Raw genomic sequence first — 18,100 nt, forward strand, 5'->3', positions numbered from 1 at the left:
GTCCACAGTGATCCTTCGCGCCACCGCGAAAATCTGCCGATGCGTACCTGCGTCGGATGTCGACAGTGTCACCCGGCCGCCGAACTCGTTCGGCTGGTCGTGCGGCGCGACGACAGCGCAAAGGTGGTTGTGATGGACCATCGGAAGACCATGCCAGGGCGTGGTGCCTGGCTGCATCCGGATCCCGATTGTTTGGGAACCGCGATTCAGCGGAAGGCTTTCGCCAGGGCATTTCGGGTCGGCGGGTTGACCGTCGATACCGATCTACTGAGCCGAGAAATCGAAACGGTAGCCAAACAGAGAGGCCGGCAGCAGTCGGCCACTAAGGAACAGGTAGCAGAAGACATGAGCACACCGTGAAGTTCTTGCGATGAGCACGTTTCGGACGTAAACCGAGGTCGTAGCGGGCAATGCCGCTCGACCTCCAAGTGAGGAGAGCAGTGGCAGGCAAGGCCCGCGTGCATGAATTGGCCAAGGAACTGGGAGTGACAAGCAAGGAAGTGCTTGCACGTCTCAGCGAGCAGGGCGAGTTCGTAAAATCTGCGTCGTCGACCGTTGAGGCCCCCGTGGCCCGGCGACTTCGCCAGTCCTTCCCAGGACAGGACACCCCCGCCGGTAACGCCGGGGGACAAGCAGGATCCGCCGGAGGCGATGCCCCGGCCGGAAAACCATCACCGGCAAAGCCGGGCGCAGCGCGTCCGGGACCGGTATCCACCAGCAATGCAGGTGCTCCGGCAGCACCGTCCACCGGTGCCAAGCCCGGTGCACAGCGGCCGACCCCTGCGCCAAAGGCAGCTCCGCGCCCCGCTGCGCAGGCTCCGGCCCCGTCGAAGCCCGTGTCCAGCGCACCGGCGCCGAGTGCACCCGCACCGGCCGCACCGGCCAAGAGCACTCCCGCTCCGGCCGCGCCCGAAGCACCGGCCGCCGCCGCAGCAGCAGCAGCAACCCCGCCTGCCGCAGCTCCGTCGCGTCCGGCTCAGGCACCGCGTCCCGGTGGCCCCAAGCCCGGCCCGCGTGCACCGCGTGTCGGCAACAACCCCTATTCGAGTGCAGCACCGGTAGAGCGCCCCGCTGCGCGTCCGGCACCGGGTGCCGGTGGACCCCGCCCAGGCGGGGGACAGCGTCCCGGCGCCGGTGGCGCAGCCGCCGGTGGCCGTCCGGCCCCGGGTCAGGGCGGTCCTCGTCCCGCACCGGGACAGGGCGGACCTCGTCCTAGCCCCGGCAGCATGCCTCCTCGCCCCAACCCGGGTGCGATGCCGGCACGTTCGGCACGTCCCAGCGGTCCAGGTGGACCCGGCGGCGCTCGTGGTGGACCCGGCGCAGGCCGTGGTGGACCCGGTGGCGGCGGCGGTCGTCCCGGTGGCGCAGGCGGCGGCGGTGGCTACCGTGGCGGTCCAGGTGGCGGCGGTGCCGGTGCCGGTGCACCCACAGGTGCACCCGGTGGCCCTCCCGGTGGATTCCGGGGTCGTCCCGGCGGCGGTAACCGTGGACGTGGCGGTGCCGCAGGTGCCTTCGGTCGTCCCGGTGGTGCCGTTCGTCGGGGTCGCAAGTCGAAGCGGGCAAAACGCGCCGAGTACGAGAGCATGCAGGCTCCCGCAGTCGGCGGCGTCCGGTTGCCACGTGGCAACGGCGAGACAATTCGCCTTGCTCGTGGAGCTTCGCTGTCCGACTTCGCAGACAAGATCAATGCGAACCCGGCAGCACTTGTGCAGGCGTTGTTCAACCTCGGCGAGATGGTCACGGCGACCGAGTCGGTCAACGACGAGACGCTGGAGCTGCTCGGCGGCGAGATGAACTACACCGTTCAGGTCGTCAGCCCGGAAGACGAAGATCGCGAACTGCTCGACTCCTTCGACCTCACCTACGGCGAGAATGCCGGTGGCGAGGAAGATCTGGAACAGCGTCCGCCGGTGGTGACCGTCATGGGTCACGTCGACCACGGTAAGACCCGACTGCTCGATACGATCCGTAAGGCGAACGTCCGCGAGGGCGAAGCCGGCGGCATCACACAGCACATCGGTGCCTACCAGGTCCTCACCGAACTGGATGGCAACGAGCGCCTGGTCACCTTCATCGACACCCCCGGTCACGAGGCGTTCACCGCCATGCGTGCCCGTGGTGCGAAGGCCACCGACATCGCGATCCTCGTGGTCGCGGCGGATGACGGCGTCATGCCGCAGACGGTCGAGGCGATCAACCACGCACAAGCGGCCGACGTGCCGATCGTGGTGGCGGTCAACAAGATCGACAAGGAAGGCGCCGATCCGCAGAAGATTCGTGCCCAGCTCACCGAATACGGGCTGGTTGCCGAAGACTTCGGTGGAGATACGATGTTCGTCGACATCTCGGCCAAGCAGGGCACCAACATCGACGCATTGCTCGAAGCAGTGCTGCTGACCGCGGATGCCTCGCTCGACCTGCGGGCGAACCCGGACATGGACGCGCAGGGTGTTGCCATCGAGGCGCACCTCGACCGCGGTCGTGGCCCGGTGGCCACCGTGCTCATCCAGCGCGGAACGCTCCACGTCGGCGACTCGATCGTGGCCGGCGACGCCTACGGACGTGTCCGTCGGATGGTCGACGAGCACGGCGAGGATGTCACGGCGGCCACGCCGTCGCGCCCCGTCCAGGTCATCGGCTTCACGTCGGTTCCCGGTGCAGGCGACAACCTGCTCGTGGTCGACGAGGACCGTATCGCCCGGCAGATCGCCGACCGTCGCAATGCGCGTAAGCGCAACGCGCTGGCCGCACGCGGCCGCAAGCGGATCAGCCTGGAAGATCTGGATTCGGCACTGAAGGAGCACTCGCAGCTGAACCTGATCCTCAAGGGCGACAACTCGGGAACCGTGGAAGCCCTCGAAGAGGCACTCATGGGTATCGAGATCGACGACGAGGTGCAGTTGCGCGTCATCGACCGCGGTGTCGGTGGCGTCACCGAGACCAACGTCAACCTGGCGTCGGCGTCGAACGCGATCATCATCGGGTTCAACGTCCGGGCCGAGGGCAAGGCGACGGAGCTGGCGAACCGCGAAGGCGTGGACATCCGGTACTACTCGGTGATCTACCAGGCCATCGACGAGATCCAGGCCGCACTCAAGGGTCTGCTCAAGCCGGTCTACGAAGAGGTCGAGCTGGGCCGGGCGGATATCCGTGCGATCTTCCGGTCGTCCAAGGTCGGCAACATCGCCGGCTGTCTGGTCACCTCGGGCATCATGCGGCGTAACGCCAAGGCTCGTCTGCTGCGTGACAACAAGGTCGTGGCCGAAAACCTCACCATCTCCTCGCTCAAGCGTGAGAAGGAAGATGTCACCGAGGTTCGCGACGGTTACGAATGTGGTCTGACGATCACGTACAACGACATCAAGGTCGATGACGTGATCGAGACCTACGAGTTGCGGGAAAAGGCACGGGACTGATAGTCCCGGCAGGCTGAGATGTTCGTCGGTTCACTGGAAATCGACCTACTGCTCGGCGACATCCACTCGCTCAAGCAGAAGCGCTCAGTGGTGCGACCCATCGTCGCATCACTGGCGCGTCTGCGGGTGTCGGTCGCCGAGGTCGACGATCATGACCTTCACCGTCGTGCCCGTATCGGTGTCGCCGCAGTTGCCGGCGACACCCGGCACGTCGGTGAGGTTCTCGACGCCTGTGAGGCTTTGGTCTCGGGTCGCCCCGAGATCGAAGTATTGTCGGTTCGACGCACAGTTCGCGGCAGCGACGATTGAGACTGTTCGCGGCAGCGACGATTCAGACCGTGCGCGGCAGCGACGCTCGGCGAAGTGCTTGCGACAACGACGATTGCGGATGAGAGACAATGGGTGATCCGGCTGGCGCCGGATGCACCGGAAACCAGGAGAGTGAGCTGCCATGGCAGACCCAGCACGGGCACAGCGGCTGGCCAAGCGGATCTCGACGATCGTCGCGTCGGCGATCGCCGGTGAGATCAAGGATCCCCGGCTCGCCTATGTGACGGTGACCGACGCCAAGGTCACCGGCGACCTCCATGAAGCGACGATTTTTTACACGGTGATGGGTCCATCACTTGATACGCCGCCCGACTATTCGTCCGCAGCGGCCGGATTGGCCAAGGCCACCGGAGTTCTGCGGTCCAAAGTCGGTGCGGGAACCGGTGTCCGGTTCACCCCGACGCTGAGTTTTGTGCTCGACCGGATCCCCGACACTGCGCGGGAGATGGAAGAGCTGCTCGAACGTGCCCGTCTTCAGGACGAAGAGGTGGCCCGCCTGGCGCGGGATGCCGCTCCGGCCGGAGAAGCCGACCCATACCGTGAACCACGTGCTGATGATGACGACGAGGATTCCGGGGACGGTGCCCCGGGCTCAGGCGAGCGGTGAGTAGCACCCCGGTTCCGTCCGACCCGGTCCTGGGCTCTGTCGCCGAGGTGTTGTCGGCGGCTCCGGAGGTCACGGTTCTCTGCCATACCCGGCCCGACGCCGATACGATCGGCAGCGGTCTGGCGATCGCGGATGCGTTGCGGCGGTTGGGTGCTGTCGTCGAGGTGAGTTTTGCCGGACCCACGGAGCTGCCGACAGCGCTGGCCCAACTACCCGGCGCAGATCTGATCATCGATCCCGCGGATATCGTCGGCTATCCCGTGGTGGTTGCAGTCGACTGCGCGAGCATTTACCGTCTCGAAGCACTTTCGACGGTGGTCGAGGCGGCGACGCATTCGATCGTCATCGATCACCACGTGTCCAATGCCGGTTTCGGAACGATCAATTATATTGATCCGCAGGCAGATTGCACCGCAGAACTCGTCTTGTCGATCATCGACGTGCTCGGTGTCGATATAGGGCTCGACATGGCGACCTGCATCTACGCGGGCGTTGTGACGGACACCGGATCCTTCAAGTGGGGCAGGCCGAAGTCGCACCTGATCGCTGCGCGAATGCTCGAAGTCGGTGTCGACGGTCGGCGATGGACCAGGACTCTGCTCGACACCCATAGATTTGGCTGGCTTGCCATGGTCGCAGCCGCACTCGAATCCGCGGTACTGGTGAAGACGGCCTTTGACGGACTCGGACTGGTGTACGCCGTGGTCGACCATGCTTCCGCGGCCGAATTGGGCTGGGAAGAAAGTGAAAGCGTGGTCGACATCGTTCGGACCACCGCTGAAGCAGAAGTCGCCGTGGTGTTCAAAGAGTCTTCCCCCGGCCAGTGGACTGTGTCGATGCGGGCGAAGTCGAAAGTTGATCTGGTGCCCATCGCACTGATGCATGGTGGCGGTGGTCATCAGCTCGCGGCCGGCTTCGGAGCCTCCGGGACGGCCGCCGAGGTGGTCGAGCAGTTCCTCTCCTCCGTGTGAGTACGGAATCCGGAGGAACCGGAGTCGCTGAATCAGCGTCGGAAGTAATGCCGACCAATAGGCGGATCCTGCGACTGTCGATGTCGGCCCTGGTGGTCTTGATCGCCGAACCGCTGTATCTGATGCTCGACCTGGCGGTGGTCGGCCGGCTCGGTGGTACCGATCTCGCCGCACTGGGGGTCGGCGTCCTGGTGTTGGGGGTGGTCAGCACCCAACTGACGTTCTTGTCGTATGGGACAACTGCACGCGCCGCACAGAAGTTCGGTGCGGGTGATCGCGCCGGCGCCGTATCCGAGGGAATGCAGGCGTCCTGGATCGCGCTCGGGGTTGGCACCGCCATCGTCGCGCTGGTCCAGCTCGGTGCGCCGTGGATTCTGGACGTGTTGACCGGTGGGGGATCGGTGGCGCAGGAGGCGACCGCATGGCTACGGATCGCGGTGTGCGGGGTACCCCTGATCTTGCTGTCGATGGCAGGCGACGGGTGGATGCGAGGTGTGCAGGACACCCGTCGACCGATTGTGTATGTGGTTGTTGGACTGGGTATCTCAGCTGTGTTGTGTCCGCTGCTTGTACACGGTCTGCTGGGTGCACCCGAGATGGGCCTGGAAGGCAGCGCGGTTTCGAACGTGGTCGGGCAGGGCGTCGCCGGCGTCTTGTTCGCGGTGCGTGTGGTCGCGGAGTGTGCACGAGAGCAAGTGCCGAGTCGTCGGCCCCGGTGGTCGGTCATCATTTCGCAATTGGCATTGGGACGCGACCTGATTCTGCGGAGTCTGTCTTTCCAGATCTGCTTTCTGTCCGCCGCTGCGGTGGCCAGTCGTTTCGGGGTGGCGGCGGTGGCCTCGCATCAGTTGGTGTTGCAGCTGTGGAACTTTGTCGCGCTGTTGCTCGACTCGTTTGCGATCGCCGCCCAGGCGCTGGTCGGTGCGGCGCTCGGTGCCGGTGCGGTTCCGGCCGCCTGGCGGGTGACCCGCCGCGTGACCCAGTGGTCGGTCGGGGTGTCGATCGTGCTGGCCGTGCTGTTTGCGCTGGGGAGTTCGCTGGTGCCGAAGATCTTCACCTCTGATCCAGATGTGCTCGATGCGGTCAGCACACCCTGGTGGTTTTTCGTCGCAATGTTGCCGGTCGCCGGTGTGGTGTTCGCCCTCGACGGTGTTCTCCTTGGCAGCGCGGACGCGGCATTCCTGCGAAATGCGACATTGGCATGTGCCCTGTTCGGATTCTTTCCGTTGATCTGGTTGTCGCTGATCTTCGACTGGGGTCTGGCCGGAATCTGGTCGGGATTGGTTGTGTTCATGGCACTTCGACTGATCACGGGCGTGTGGCGGGTCCGTGGTGGCCGGTGGACTGCGGTGGCGAACGTGCATTCGCCGCAACGTTAACCTCCAACCTGGGCATTTGCGGCCTAGTATTTATCCGTGGCTCGCACATGGCCGTTGATAGAACGCGAGCGGGAGTTCAAGACGATCCAGTCGGCTCTCGCGTCCGAGGCACCAGACCTCGGTGTTGTCCTCACGGGTGAACCCGGCGTGGGCAAGACCACTCTGGCGCGCTATGCCACCGGCACGTTGTCCGGGCAGGTGCGCTGGGTGGCCGGAACCGAATCGGCGCGGAGCATCCCGCTGGGTGCGTTTGCGCATCTGGTCGGGCCGTCGACGTCGACCGACCCGGTCACATTCATGTCCGCTGCTCGTGCGGCCCTGCTGGCCGGTGGCGACACGGTGATCGGTGTCGACGACGCGCACCTCCTCGATGAACTGTCCGCGACATTGCTGCATCAACTCGCCATCGATCGGGCGGTCCGGATCATCGCGACCGTGCGCAGTGGTGAAGTGGTTCCCGACGCGGTGACCTCGCTCTGGAAAGACCGGCACCTGGTGCGTCTGGTGCTCTCACCGTTCTCCAAGGAGCAGAGTGTCGAGCTGATCGAATCAGTCCTCGGCGGCCACCTCGAAGGTCTGAGCGCCGACGTGATCTGGAACGCCTCCGGCGGCAATGCCCTTTTTCTGCACCACCTCGTCGAAGGCGCCCTGGAGTCCGGTGCGTTGCGGCAGGTCCGCGGCGTGTGGCAATTGCGGGGGCGGGCCGCGGTCACATCCGAGCTGGCATCGTTGCTCGAGAGCCGGATCGACCAACTCGAGGACTCGTCGCTGCAGGTGCTCAAGCTCCTGACGTTCTGCGAACCGTTGGACATGGACGTGTTGAGCGAACTAGCCGGTGACGCGGCCGTCGACGATTCCGAGGCCCGAGGACTGATTCGGGTTGCGCGTGAGGGTTCGCGGTTCAACGTCCACTACACACATCCGCTGTTCGGTGATGTAATCCGACGCCGGCTCGGTATCGCGTCGTCACGCCGGCTGCGTGGTCAATTGGTGAAAGCGCTGGCCGGCCGGGAAGTCGGCGGCCCGGCGGAGCGGATCCGGTTGGCGGAGCTCTCCCTCGACAGCGACGAGAAGGTGGACGCCGAGTTGCTCGGCCGGGCGGCCAATGATGCGATCTCCTTGGCGAATGTGCCCCTCGGTGAACGTTTCGCGCAGGCGTCGCTTGATGGCGGTGGAGGTCTTGCTGCAGCGAATCTGCTTGCCCGGGCACTGCTTTGGCAGGGACGGGCCGAGGCCGCCGAGAAGACTCTCACCGCCTTCGACCCGGACGAGATGGATCCGGTGCAGCTGGTGCAGTGGGGGTTGACCCGCATCAGCAACCTGCTGTGGTCGATGGGCGAGAGCCGTCGCGCCGATGAGGTGCTCGCGTTGGTGTCCGAGCGGGTCGATCATCCCGCGCTGGAGCAGGCGGTCGACGGCATCGCGTCGGCCTGCGCTCTGTTCGAAGGGCGCCTGGACGAGGCCCTGGAGCGGTCGCAGCGGGTACTCGAGGCGCCGCAGACGTCTCCTTGGGCGTTGGAATGGGCTTGTTTTGGTGGTGGCTGTGCGCGGGCTCTCAGCGGGCGTGGCTCCGAAGTTGCCGAGATCTCCGCACGCGGCCGGGAGGTGGAACTGAAGATCGATGGTCTGCTGAAGTTCATGGCCGGATACGGAGGCGTTCTGGGCTTGGTCTACACCGGGCGATTCGATGAGGCCGAGGAAGAGGCCGGCCGCAATCTGCAATTCAAGGCTGCGGGGCAGTTCCTGGGTTGGGCGATAGCCAACGTCGTGATGGGTTTGGTCGACCTGGCCCGAGGGCGCCTGGAGCCGGCCGTCGGCCGCTTCGAACAATCTCTGGCCGCCCTCGAGACCACCTCTGCTGCGGCCTGGACCTTTCCGGCCAGAATAATGTTGTCCCAATGCTATTCGGCGCTGGGTCGCGATGCCGATGCGCTTCGCGTCCTGACCGATGCCCAGCAGCGGAGTGGTCGTTACGTGAGTGTGTTCGGCCCGCAGGTGCAGCTCACCGCGGCGTGGCTCGCCGCGGCACAAGGGGTCACGGGCGAAGCGATCTCGGGTGCCCGCGCGGCGGCCGAGCAGGCAGCCGACGCGGGCCAGTACAGCATCGAGGCCGAAGCCCTGCATGCCGCGGCCCGGTTCGGTGACGAGACCGCAGCACCGCGGCTGACCGTACTGGCAGGTCAGATCGACGGTGTTCTGGTCGGTGCGTACGCACGTCACGCCAATGCGGTGACCGCAGGCGACGGTGCCGCACTGGACGCCAGTGCCGACGAGTTCGCGCAGATCGGTGCGCTCGTATCTGCCGCAGACGCAGCCGCGCAGGCCGCCACCGTCCACGACGCCGCCGACGAACGGGCAGCGATGGCGGCGTCGGCGTCCACTGCGGCCCGGCTCTCCGCGGAATGTGGCGGGTTGCGGACCCCGGCCATGATCGCGGCCGCCCATCCGTTGCCGCTGACCGCCCGGGAACGGGAGATCGCCACGCTGGTCGCGGCAGGTTTGTCGAACAAGGCGATCGCCGAGCGGCTGACGGTATCCGTGCGCACCGTCGAAGGACACATCTATCGGGCGTGCACCAAACTCGACCTCTCCGACCGCGCGGACTTGGCGACGTTGCTGAAAAACGAGAACTGACAACTGCTTCGGGGGAGGGCATGGCGTGAAGAACCTGGTGGTGTGCTGTGACGGCACGTGGAAGAACGCCGATGACAAGGACGTCTCGAACATCGAGAAGATCGCCCGGGCGATCGAGACCACACCGAAAGATCTTCCGGTCCAGATCGTCTACTACGCCGCCGGGGTCGGTACCGGTGCCACGCGATTCGAGAAGCTCGTCGGCGGCGCCTTCGGTCTGGGACTCGACGCGGCGATCGTCGGGGCCTACCGGTTCCTGTCATTGAATTACGAAAAGGAAGACCATATCTACGTTTTCGGATTCAGTCGCGGTGCCTACACGGCGCGGAGCCTGGTGGGGATGATCGATGCGATCGGTCTGCTCACACCCGACGGGCTGGCGGAGAACAACCTGTCGAAGGTGATGGGGCTGTATCGGGGACGACCGGCCGACGGTGAGAAGCCCACCCCCGAATGGTCCAGGAGTGTGGCCGATTTCCAGACCGACTGTTACGACCAGAATGACGTCATCGTCCGGTTCCTCGGGGTGTTCGACACGGTCGGGACCCTGGGTGTTCCGGGTGTGACACGCCGGAACTACCGCTTCCACAACGTGGCGCTGACACCCCAGGTCGCGACAGCCAGGCACGCCTTGGCAATTCACGAGCGTCGGCGGGCTTTTGCGCCGGCTCTGTGGACGGAGAACAAGAAAAAGAAGGCGACCCCAGACGTCAGACAGATCTGGTTCGACGGTGTGCACAGCGATGTCGGCGGGGGCTACGAGGAGTGCGAGCTCGCGAACAGATCACTCAAGTGGATGGTCGACGAGGCGCGTGCGGCAGGGCTGGTGTTCGCGGACAGTCGGCTCGTCACCGAGCCGCAGGACGTGATGCTGCACAAGACGTTGAAACTTCCCTACCGGGTACTGAACGCACTGAGTGCGATGGTCGATTCGTTGACGCCTGCGAAACGGTTCGGTTCACGTTTCCAGCGCGGATGGCGGGTACTCGAACGCCGCGCCGGGACGTATCAGGACGCCGACGTCGCCGTGGACCTGGCCGACGACGTGTATCGGCGGTGGGTTGTCGAGCGCGGTGGCTCGCTGCCGGTTGCCGGTGTCAAGTGGTGGATCGATGGCGTCGGTGACGACCGATATCAAACCGTCGCAGCACAGCTGACGACGCGGGTCGCCGAAGAGCCCGGACACAGCACCGTCCGGTAGTCGACTACCCTCGCGTGTTGGGGCAAACCGCCTCTTTCAGGCGCGCGCGAAGGGATATCCATGGCGACATTGTGGGCGATCAGCGACCTACATGTCGCACATCGCGGCAACGAATCGGTGATCGACAGGATCCAGCCGCAGAGCGAAGGTGACTGGCTCATCGTCGCCGGTGACGTGAGTGAGCGCACCGACGACCTCTCTGACACGCTGCGCCGCCTGAAGACAAGGTTCGAGACCGTGATCTGGGTCCCGGGCAACCACGAGCTGTACACCACAGCCAAAGACCCGATGCAGATCTTCGGAGTGGCGCGATACGACTACCTCGTCCAGATGTGCCGCGACCTCGGCGTCGTCACGCCCGAAGACATCTATCCGCTATTCGATGCCGGTGACGGGTCGACCCCGGTCCGCGTGGTCCCGATGTTCTTGTTGTACGACTACACCTTTCGCCCGGCAGGAACCACGAACAAGCTGCAGGCGCTGGCTGTGGCCCGTGAGAACAACGTGGTGGCCACCGACGAGTTCCTGCTCTCGCCAGAGCCCTACCCGACCCGTGACGCATGGGGACGCGCCCGGATCGAGCAGACCCGAAAGCGGTTGGATCAACTCGATCGGACCGAGCCCAAGGTGCTCATCAACCACTGGCCTTTGCGTCGTGAACCGACCGACGCACTCATGTATCCCGAGTTCGCGTTGTGGTGTGGCAGTGAGCTGACCGCCGACTGGCACACGCGATACAACGCGTCGTGCTGCGTGTACGGACACCTGCACATCCCACGGACCACCTGGTACGACGACATCCGCTTCGAAGAGGTATCGGTCGGCTATCCCCGCGAATGGAACCGGCGTGGTCTGCCCGAACCCTTGCTCCGCAAGATCGCGCCCGACGAGGGTCTGCGGCCCGAGCACCTACCCGAACACGGCGCCCGGTTCGAATTACCGCCCGATTATCGGGAGCGGGCGGCGGAGTTCACCGAACAATTGACGCGCAAGCGTGAAGACATCAAGGCGCGCAGAGCGCAGCGTGAAGAGAATCGAGGCGGGACACCATGATCGAAAAGCTGTTGCCCTCCGGGGTTGCGGTGGCCGAATCGTTTGGTGAGATGCCCGATCTTGCACCCTTGGCCGCCGAGGCCGGGTTGGTCGCGCGGGCTGTCGAGAAGCGTCGCAAAGAATTCGTCACCACGAGAAATTGTGCACGAGAAGCTCTGGGCCAGTTGGGGATCGAGCCGGTGCCGATCATGCGTGGCGACAAGGGTGAGCCGTTGTGGCCGCGCCAGGTCGTCGGCAGCCTGACCCACTGCGACGGCTATCGTGCTGCCATCGCGGGATATTCGATGCAGGTGCGGTCGCTGGGTGTGGATGCCGAACCGCACGCACCGCTGCCCGAAGGGGTGCTCGACGCGGTGAGTTTGGAACCGGAGCGGGAGGTCTTGGCAGCACGGGATGATTCCATGCACTGGGATCGACTCCTGTTCTGCGCCAAGGAGGCAACGTACAAGGCCTGGTTTCCGCTGACCAAACGATGGCTCGGTTTCGAGGACGCACACATCACTTTCCAACAGGCAGAGACGGGGACCATGGGCACGTTTCGCAGCGAGTTGCTCGTCGACGGTGCCACGATCGACGGCGGCGAACCGCTTCTCGGGTTCGACGGCCGGTGGCTTGTCGAGCGCGGACTGATCATCGCGGTGATCTCGCTATGAGCACATTGAGTTCGGGCCTCGACGGCGCCGGCCTGCTGATCGTCGACAAAGCCCAGGGGCTGACCAGTCACGATGTGGTGGCCGCGTGCCGAAAGCTACTCAAGACCAGGAAGGTCGGGCACGCAGGCACTCTGGATCCCATGGCCACCGGCGTGCTGGTGATCGGCGTCGAGCGGGCCACCAAGATGCTGGGCCTGCTGTCCCTGACCACCAAGGCGTACACGGCCACCATCCGTCTCGGGGCGGCAACGGACACCGATGATGCCGAGGGGCAGATCATCTCGTCGACCGACGCCGGGCACATCGACGTCGGCCAGATCACCGAACAGGTCGCGGCCCTGACCGGCGACATCAGCCAGATCCCGGCGCGTGTCAGCGCCATCAAGGTCGACGGCCGTCGGGCGCATGCACTGGCCCGCGACGGTGCCGAGTTCGAATTGAAGGCCAGGCCGGTCACCGTGTCGCGTTTCGAGGTCGGGCAGGTCCGTCTGGTGCCGCCCGGCGAGAACAATCCCGATGGCGTCACCTACACCGATGTCGATGTCGAGGTCGAATGCTCGGCAGGCACGTACATCCGGTCGCTGGCCCGCGATCTCGGGAGCGCACTGGACGTCGGGGGACACCTGACGGCATTGCGCCGCACCAGGGTTGGGCCGTTCGGACTGGATGTCGCCCGTACCCTCGAAGAAGTCGCCGATGACCCGGGTGTCTCCCTCGACATCGACGCGGCCGCACAGTTCGCCTTCCCGCACCGGAACATCACAACCGAAGAAGCCGAATCGATCAGCCAGGGTCGCTGGTTGGAGCCCATCGGTTTGGAGGGCACCTACGCAGCCATCGACCCGGACGGTCACACGATCGCGTTGCTGCAAGAGAAGGGCCGTCGCGCCAGTTCGGTCATGGTTGTGCGGCCGGCGACCCTGCGCGGGCATTGAGCTCCGCTAGGCGGTGACGAGCCAGATCGCCCGGGCGGCAATGTCTCCCAGGTCTATGGGTGTGCCTTCGTCGATGCTGATCTCGATGGTTCCGGCGAACGGCCGCAGTTCGCGGATGGTGACCTTGCGGTCGAGAGCGATACCGACGGAATCGAAGTAGCGCAGCATCTCCGGATCGGTGTCGGCGATCCGTGCGATGCGTCCTCCGGCGCCGACTTCCAGATCTGCCAACAGCGAGGCATCCGGGGTGGGGACCGAACCGTCTATGGACGGGATCGGATCGCCGTGCGGGTCGCGGGTCGGATGATCGAGTTTGATGTCCAGCCGTGCCATGAACCGGTCGGAGACCGCGTGTTCGAGAACCTCGGCCTCGTCGTGGACCTCGTCCCAGCTGTATCCGAGTTCTCGGACCAGGAACGTCTCGAGCAGACGGTGGCGGCGGACCATCAGGATCGCGGCGGTACGGCCGGTGTCGGTCAAGGTGATCGACCCGTAGCGCTCGTGCACCACCAGACCCTGGTCCGCGAGTTTGCGGATCGCCTCAGAGGCCGTGGACGGGGACACACCGAGCTTTTCGGCAAGCATCTTGGTGGTTATCTTCTCGGGCTTCCATTCTTGCCCGGTCCAGATGACCTTCAGATAGTCCTGGGTGACCGTCGACAGCTCGGAAACCGCCTTCAGCCCGGCCAGGGTGGCGGCGTCCACCGTGGATTCGGGGGGAGTCTCTGAGGAGGGCACCGATCGAGTTTATGACGACCGACTGGGATCTGTGTCATTGCCGCACCAACAGTGCGCCGTTTCCGGGTCTGGACGCGTGGACAGAGTGTGCGCTGTCGCACCCGGCGGTGCGGGGTCGTACGCTTGTGCGGTGTTGCGTTGGCGAGGGCTCGACGATATCCCCGCGGACTGGGGCAGATGTGTGGTCACGATCGGCGTTTTCGACGGCGTCCACCGAGGACATGCGCAATTGATCACCAGGGCTATCCGGGCGGCCAAAGAACGTGGCGTGCCTGCGGTCCTGATGACGTTTGACCCCCATCCGGCCGAAGTCGTGCGTCCGGGAACCCATCCGCCGCAGCTCTCGACCCTGACGCGTCGGGCCGAATTGGCCGAAGAACTTGGCATCGACGTCTTTTGCGTCATGCCGTTCACGCCCGTCCTGGCCGCACAGTCACCCAAGGATTTCGCGCACGAGGTGCTCGTCGAGCGGTTGCATGCCCAAGTCGTGGTCGTCGGCGACAACTTCACGTTCGGCAAGAAGGCCGCAGGCAACGTCGACACACTGCGCAAGTTCGGTGAACGGTTCGGCTTCGAGGTCGAGGCCGTCTCACTCCTCGGAGAACATGCGGTCACGTTGTCGTCGACGTACATCCGATCGTGTGTCGACGCCGGTGACGTCGCGACCGCCACCGAAGCGCTCGGACGACCGCACCGCGTCGAAGGTGTTGTCGTGCGCGGCGACGGCCGTGGCCGCGACCTCGGATTCCCGACAGCCAATATCGCCCCGCCGATGTATTCGGCGATCCCGGCCGACGGTGTGTACGCCGCTTGGTTCACGGTCCTCGGCGCCGGTCCGGTGGTGGGACAGGTCGAACCGGGGGAGAGTTACCGCGCAGCGGTTTCGGTGGGTACCAACCCGACGTTCTCCGGCCGCACCCGAACCATCGAGGCGTATGTCCTCGACACCTCGGCCGATCTGTACGGCCAGCACGTGGCGGTCGACTTCGTCGCCCGGATCCGCGGTCAGGTGAAGTACGACGAGGTCTCGAACCTGACCGACCAGATCTCCGCAGATGTGGACCAGACCCGACTGCTGCTCCCATAGCCCTGCTGACCGCAGATTCCGGACGATTTGGACGGGCGGTCACGCCGCCGGTAGAGTCATTCGTTGGTGTGCGCTGCGGTTCGCGGTGGCCGCACCGGTGCACGCGGCGTTCGAAAGACCGCCGGGTGTTCTCACACTCACGCGCGATCGTCATAACCAGGAGTTTTTGTGGCACTGACCGTTGAAGAAAAGAAGACCATTCTCGCCGAGTACGGCTTGCATGAGACCGACACCGGGTCTCCCGAGGCCCAGGTCGCAATGCTGACCAAGCGGATCGTCGATCTCACCGAGCACCTCAAAGAGCACAAGCACGACCACCACAGTCGTCGTGGTCTGCTGCTGCTCGTCGGTAAGCGCCGCCGGTTGCTCAAGTACGTCGCCAAGGTCGATGTGCAGCGCTACCGCACGCTGATCGAGCGCCTGGGTCTGCGCCGCTAGTTGCCGTCGGCGACTCGCCCCGGCGATTCGCCAGGTAAAGCGTGTCTGACCGGCCAGCCCGGACAGATGTAAACCCCAAGATCGTCAAAGCCGAGGATGTCAAGTGATATCCTCGGCTTGGCTTTTGTGTCAGGAAAATGTTCGTCTGTGCGTCCGCACTGGTGAGCGGTCTTCGGTAGTGGCTCCCGGAACGTAGGTATTTTCGTCCGGCGGCTTCGATCGACGGCCGTCACACGGCGACAGCCGCACATTCTCCTGGCGCAGGGCCTACTCGCGTGTGTTTGCCCGCGAGCCGGCCGACTGTTTGCAGGTCGGTCGCGAACCTGAAAGCCAACAGTAGGAGATTCCCACACATGACCGACGTCACCAGCACAGACGCTGTGGAGTACGACGACGAGATCACCGAAGCGACCGCCATCATCGACAATGGCACCTTCGGCACCCGCACCATCCGTTTCGAGACCGGACGTCTCGCACAGCAGGCAGCCGGCGCAGTTGTCGCCTACCTCGACGAAGAGACCATGCTGCTCTCGGCCACCAGCGCCGGCAAGCACCCCAAAGAACAGTTCGACTTCTTCCCGCTGACCGTGGATGTCGAAGAGCGGATGTACGCCGCAGGCCGCATCCCCGGATCGTTCTTCCGCCGCGAAGGCCGTCCGTCCACCGACGCGATCCTGACCTGCCGCCTGATCGACCGGCCGCTGCGCCCGTCGTTCGTCGACGGCCTGCGTAACGAGATCCAGGTTGTCGTCACCATCCTGAGCCTCGATCCCAAGGACCTGTACGACGTCGTCGCGATCAACGCGGCTTCTGCGTCCACCCAGATCGCCGGACTGCCGTTCTCCGGACCGGTCGGTGGCGTCCGCGTCGCCCTGATCCCGACCGACGAGAACAAGGCCGGCCAGTGGGTTGCATTCCCCACCGTCCAGCAGCTCGAAGGCGCAGTCTTCGACATGGTTGTCGCCGGCCGCATCGTCTCCGGTGAAGGAGACAGCGCAGACGTCGCGATCATGATGGTCGAGGCCGAGGCCACCGACAACGTGATCGAGCTCATCGAGGGTGGCGCCCAGGCGCCGACCGAGGCGATTGTCGCCGAGGGCCTCGAGGCGGCCAAGCCGTTCATCGCCCGTCTCTGTGAAGCACAGCAGAAGCTCGCCGCCGAGGCTTCCAAGCCGACCGGCGACTTCCCGCTGTTCCCGCCGTACGGCGATGACGTCTTCGCCGCAGTCGAAGCTGCCGGCGCTGCGCGTCTCGGAGAGATCCTGAGCATCGCAGGCAAGCAGGAGCGCGACGACAAGACCGATCAGCTGAAGTCGGACATCGTGAGCGACCTCGCAGGCAAGTTCGAAGGCCGCGAGAAGGAAATCGGCGCTGCATTCCGCTCGCTGACCAAGAAGCTCGTGCGCAAGCGCATCCTGACCGACCACTTCCGGATCGACGGACGCGGTGTCACCGACATCCGTTCGCTGTCCGCTGAGGTCGCGATCATCCCGCGTGCACACGGCAGCGCCCTGTTCGAGCGCGGCGAGACCCAGATCCTGGGCGTCACCACCCTCGACATGGTCAAGATGGCCCAGCAGGTCGATTCGCTCGGACCCGAGACCAGCAAGCGCTACATGCACCACTACAACTTCCCGCCGTACTCGACCGGTGAAACCGGTCGCGTCGGTTCGCCGAAGCGTCGCGAGATCGGGCACGGCGCACTCGCCGAGCGCGCTCTGATGCCGGTGCTGCCGACCGTCGCGGAGTTCCCGTACGCCATCCGTCAGGTATCCGAGGCGCTCAGCTCCAACGGATCGACCTCGATGGGCTCGGTCTGTGCATCGACGATGTCGCTGCTGAACGCCGGTGTGCCGCTGCGCGCGCCGGTTGCCGGTATCGCCATGGGCCTGGTCACCGACGAGGTCGACGGCCAGACCCGTTACGTGGCACTGACCGACATCCTCGGCGCCGAAGATGCCTTCGGTGACATGGACTTCAAGGTCGCAGGCACCAAGGACTTCGTGACGGCCCTGCAGCTCGACACCAAGCTCGACGGCATCCCCTCGAGCGTGTTGGCCTCGGCTCTGGCCCAGGCAAAGGACGCGCGGAACACCATCCTGGAGGTCATGGCAGAAGCCATCGACGAGCCGGACGAGATGAGCAAGTACGCGCCGCGCGTGACCACGGTCAAGGTTCCGATCGACAAGATCGGCGAGGTCATCGGGCCCAAGGGCAAGATGATCAACTCGATCACCGAGCAGACCGGTGCGAACATCTCCATCGAAGACGACGGCACCGTGTTCGTCGGCGCCACCGATGGACCGTCTGCCCAGGCCGCGATCGACATGATCAACGCCATCGCCAACCCGCAGCTGCCCAAGGTGGGCGAGCGGTTCCTCGGAACCGTCGTCAAGACGACCACCTTCGGTGCGTTCGTCTCGCTGCTCCCGGGCCGCGACGGCCTCGTCCACATCTCGAAGCTGGGCAAGGGCAAGCGGATCAGCAAGGTCGAAGACGTTGTCAACGTCGGCGAGAAGATCCGCGTCGAGATCGCCGACATCGACGATCGCGGCAAGATCAGCCTGGTCCCCGTCGAAGACGAGCCCGCTGCTACCACCGACGCTGCTACAGAGGCGAAAGCCTGAGCCGCACAGCAGATTTAACCGGGACGCATAA

The 18,100-nt window shown here is 65.0% G+C and carries 15 protein-coding genes; 14 read left to right on the forward strand and 1 reads right to left on the reverse strand.

Annotated elements, in window-relative coordinates:
- Positions 1-39: 39 nt before the first annotated feature.
- From AC1TPF_RS17035 to truB, 11 genes are all read left to right on the forward strand, one after another.
- Positions 40-360 carry a YlxR family protein gene (locus AC1TPF_RS17035; protein WP_482144815.1) on the forward strand — a complete coding sequence of 107 codons (321 nt, stop codon included), beginning with the start codon at positions 40-42 and terminating at the stop codon, positions 358-360.
- 80 nt (positions 361-440) lie between these two features.
- Entirely contained in the window at positions 441-3,416 is a 2,976-nt protein-coding gene (gene infB, locus AC1TPF_RS17040; protein WP_482144816.1) for a translation initiation factor IF-2, read from the forward strand.
- Positions 3,417-3,434: 18 nt separating this feature from the next.
- Positions 3,435-3,725 (forward strand): DUF503 domain-containing protein, encoded by a 291-nt coding sequence (locus tag AC1TPF_RS17045; protein ID WP_482139128.1) that lies wholly within the window; start codon positions 3,435-3,437, stop codon positions 3,723-3,725.
- Positions 3,726-3,867: 142 nt separating this feature from the next.
- Positions 3,868-4,353 carry a 30S ribosome-binding factor RbfA gene (gene rbfA / locus AC1TPF_RS17050; protein WP_482139130.1) on the forward strand — a complete coding sequence of 162 codons (486 nt, stop codon included), beginning with the start codon at positions 3,868-3,870 and terminating at the stop codon, positions 4,351-4,353.
- The gene (locus AC1TPF_RS17055) at positions 4,350-5,324 is read left to right on the forward strand and encodes a DHH family phosphoesterase (protein ID WP_482139132.1); all 975 of its coding nucleotides are present in this window, start codon (positions 4,350-4,352) and stop codon (positions 5,322-5,324) included. Before rbfA ends, AC1TPF_RS17055 begins: the two co-directional genes overlap by 4 nt.
- Positions 5,325-5,371: 47 nt before the next feature.
- Positions 5,372-6,703 carry an MATE family efflux transporter gene (locus AC1TPF_RS17060; protein ID WP_482144817.1) on the forward strand — a complete coding sequence of 444 codons (1,332 nt, stop codon included), beginning with the start codon at positions 5,372-5,374 and terminating at the stop codon, positions 6,701-6,703.
- Positions 6,704-6,739: 36 nt separating this feature from the next.
- Entirely contained in the window at positions 6,740-9,337 is a 2,598-nt protein-coding gene (locus tag AC1TPF_RS17065; RefSeq protein ID WP_482144818.1) for a LuxR C-terminal-related transcriptional regulator, read from the forward strand.
- Positions 9,338-9,362: 25 nt separating this feature from the next.
- Positions 9,363-10,538: a DUF2235 domain-containing protein gene (locus AC1TPF_RS17070; RefSeq protein ID WP_482144819.1), complete on the forward strand. Its 1,176-nt coding sequence runs from the start codon at positions 9,363-9,365 to the stop codon at positions 10,536-10,538.
- A gap of 60 nt (positions 10,539-10,598) precedes the next feature.
- Positions 10,599-11,591: a metallophosphoesterase family protein gene (locus tag AC1TPF_RS17075; RefSeq protein ID WP_482144820.1), complete on the forward strand. Its 993-nt coding sequence runs from the start codon at positions 10,599-10,601 to the stop codon at positions 11,589-11,591.
- On the forward strand, positions 11,588-12,244 hold the full coding sequence (locus AC1TPF_RS17080) for a 4'-phosphopantetheinyl transferase family protein (protein ID WP_482139141.1): 657 nt from the start codon (positions 11,588-11,590) through the stop codon (positions 12,242-12,244). Before AC1TPF_RS17075 ends, AC1TPF_RS17080 begins: the two co-directional genes overlap by 4 nt.
- Positions 12,241-13,179 carry a tRNA pseudouridine(55) synthase TruB gene (gene truB, locus AC1TPF_RS17085; protein ID WP_482144821.1) on the forward strand — a complete coding sequence of 313 codons (939 nt, stop codon included), beginning with the start codon at positions 12,241-12,243 and terminating at the stop codon, positions 13,177-13,179. Before AC1TPF_RS17080 ends, truB begins: the two co-directional genes overlap by 4 nt.
- 6 nt (positions 13,180-13,185) lie before the next feature.
- Here the strand turns inward: truB and AC1TPF_RS17090 are convergent, their stop codons facing one another.
- The gene (locus AC1TPF_RS17090; RefSeq protein ID WP_482139884.1) at positions 13,186-13,884 is read right to left on the reverse strand and encodes a metal-dependent transcriptional regulator; all 699 of its coding nucleotides are present in this window, start codon (positions 13,882-13,884) and stop codon (positions 13,186-13,188) included.
- Positions 13,885-14,047: 163 nt separating this feature from the next.
- Here AC1TPF_RS17090 and AC1TPF_RS17095 point away from each other — a divergent pair, with 163 nt between their 5' ends.
- The 3 genes from AC1TPF_RS17095 (at position 14,048) to AC1TPF_RS17105 (ending at position 18,069) form a co-directional block, all read left to right on the forward strand.
- Entirely contained in the window at positions 14,048-15,004 is a 957-nt protein-coding gene (locus AC1TPF_RS17095) for a bifunctional riboflavin kinase/FAD synthetase (protein ID WP_482139144.1), read from the forward strand.
- A 168-nt stretch (positions 15,005-15,172) separates the two neighbouring features.
- A complete protein-coding gene (gene rpsO / locus AC1TPF_RS17100) occupies positions 15,173-15,442 on the forward strand; it encodes a 30S ribosomal protein S15 (RefSeq protein ID WP_482139146.1) in 270 nt (89 codons plus the stop codon).
- A 353-nt stretch (positions 15,443-15,795) separates the two neighbouring features.
- Positions 15,796-18,069 carry a polyribonucleotide nucleotidyltransferase gene (locus AC1TPF_RS17105; RefSeq protein ID WP_482144822.1) on the forward strand — a complete coding sequence of 758 codons (2,274 nt, stop codon included), beginning with the start codon at positions 15,796-15,798 and terminating at the stop codon, positions 18,067-18,069.
- Positions 18,070-18,100: the final 31 nt, after the last annotated feature.

It is taken from the genome of Williamsia sp. Y853, assembly GCF_056786495.1.

What these genes read in the sequence shown, in the direction of transcription:
- AC1TPF_RS17035 (WP_482144815.1), top strand. Translation starts at nt 40, where the DNA reads ATGCGTACCTGCGTCGGATGTCGACAGTGTCACCCGGCCGCCGAACTC.
- AC1TPF_RS17045 (WP_482139128.1), top strand. Translation starts at nt 3,435, where the DNA reads ATGTTCGTCGGTTCACTGGAAATCGACCTACTGCTCGGCGACATCCAC.
- rbfA (WP_482139130.1), top strand. Translation starts at nt 3,868, where the DNA reads ATGGCAGACCCAGCACGGGCACAGCGGCTGGCCAAGCGGATCTCGACG.
- AC1TPF_RS17060 (WP_482144817.1), top strand. Translation starts at nt 5,372, where the DNA reads ATGCCGACCAATAGGCGGATCCTGCGACTGTCGATGTCGGCCCTGGTG.
- AC1TPF_RS17075 (WP_482144820.1), top strand. Translation starts at nt 10,599, where the DNA reads ATGGCGACATTGTGGGCGATCAGCGACCTACATGTCGCACATCGCGGC.
- AC1TPF_RS17080 (WP_482139141.1), top strand. Translation starts at nt 11,588, where the DNA reads ATGATCGAAAAGCTGTTGCCCTCCGGGGTTGCGGTGGCCGAATCGTTT.
- truB (WP_482144821.1), top strand. Translation starts at nt 12,241, where the DNA reads ATGAGCACATTGAGTTCGGGCCTCGACGGCGCCGGCCTGCTGATCGTC.
- AC1TPF_RS17105 (WP_482144822.1), top strand. Translation starts at nt 15,796, where the DNA reads ATGACCGACGTCACCAGCACAGACGCTGTGGAGTACGACGACGAGATC.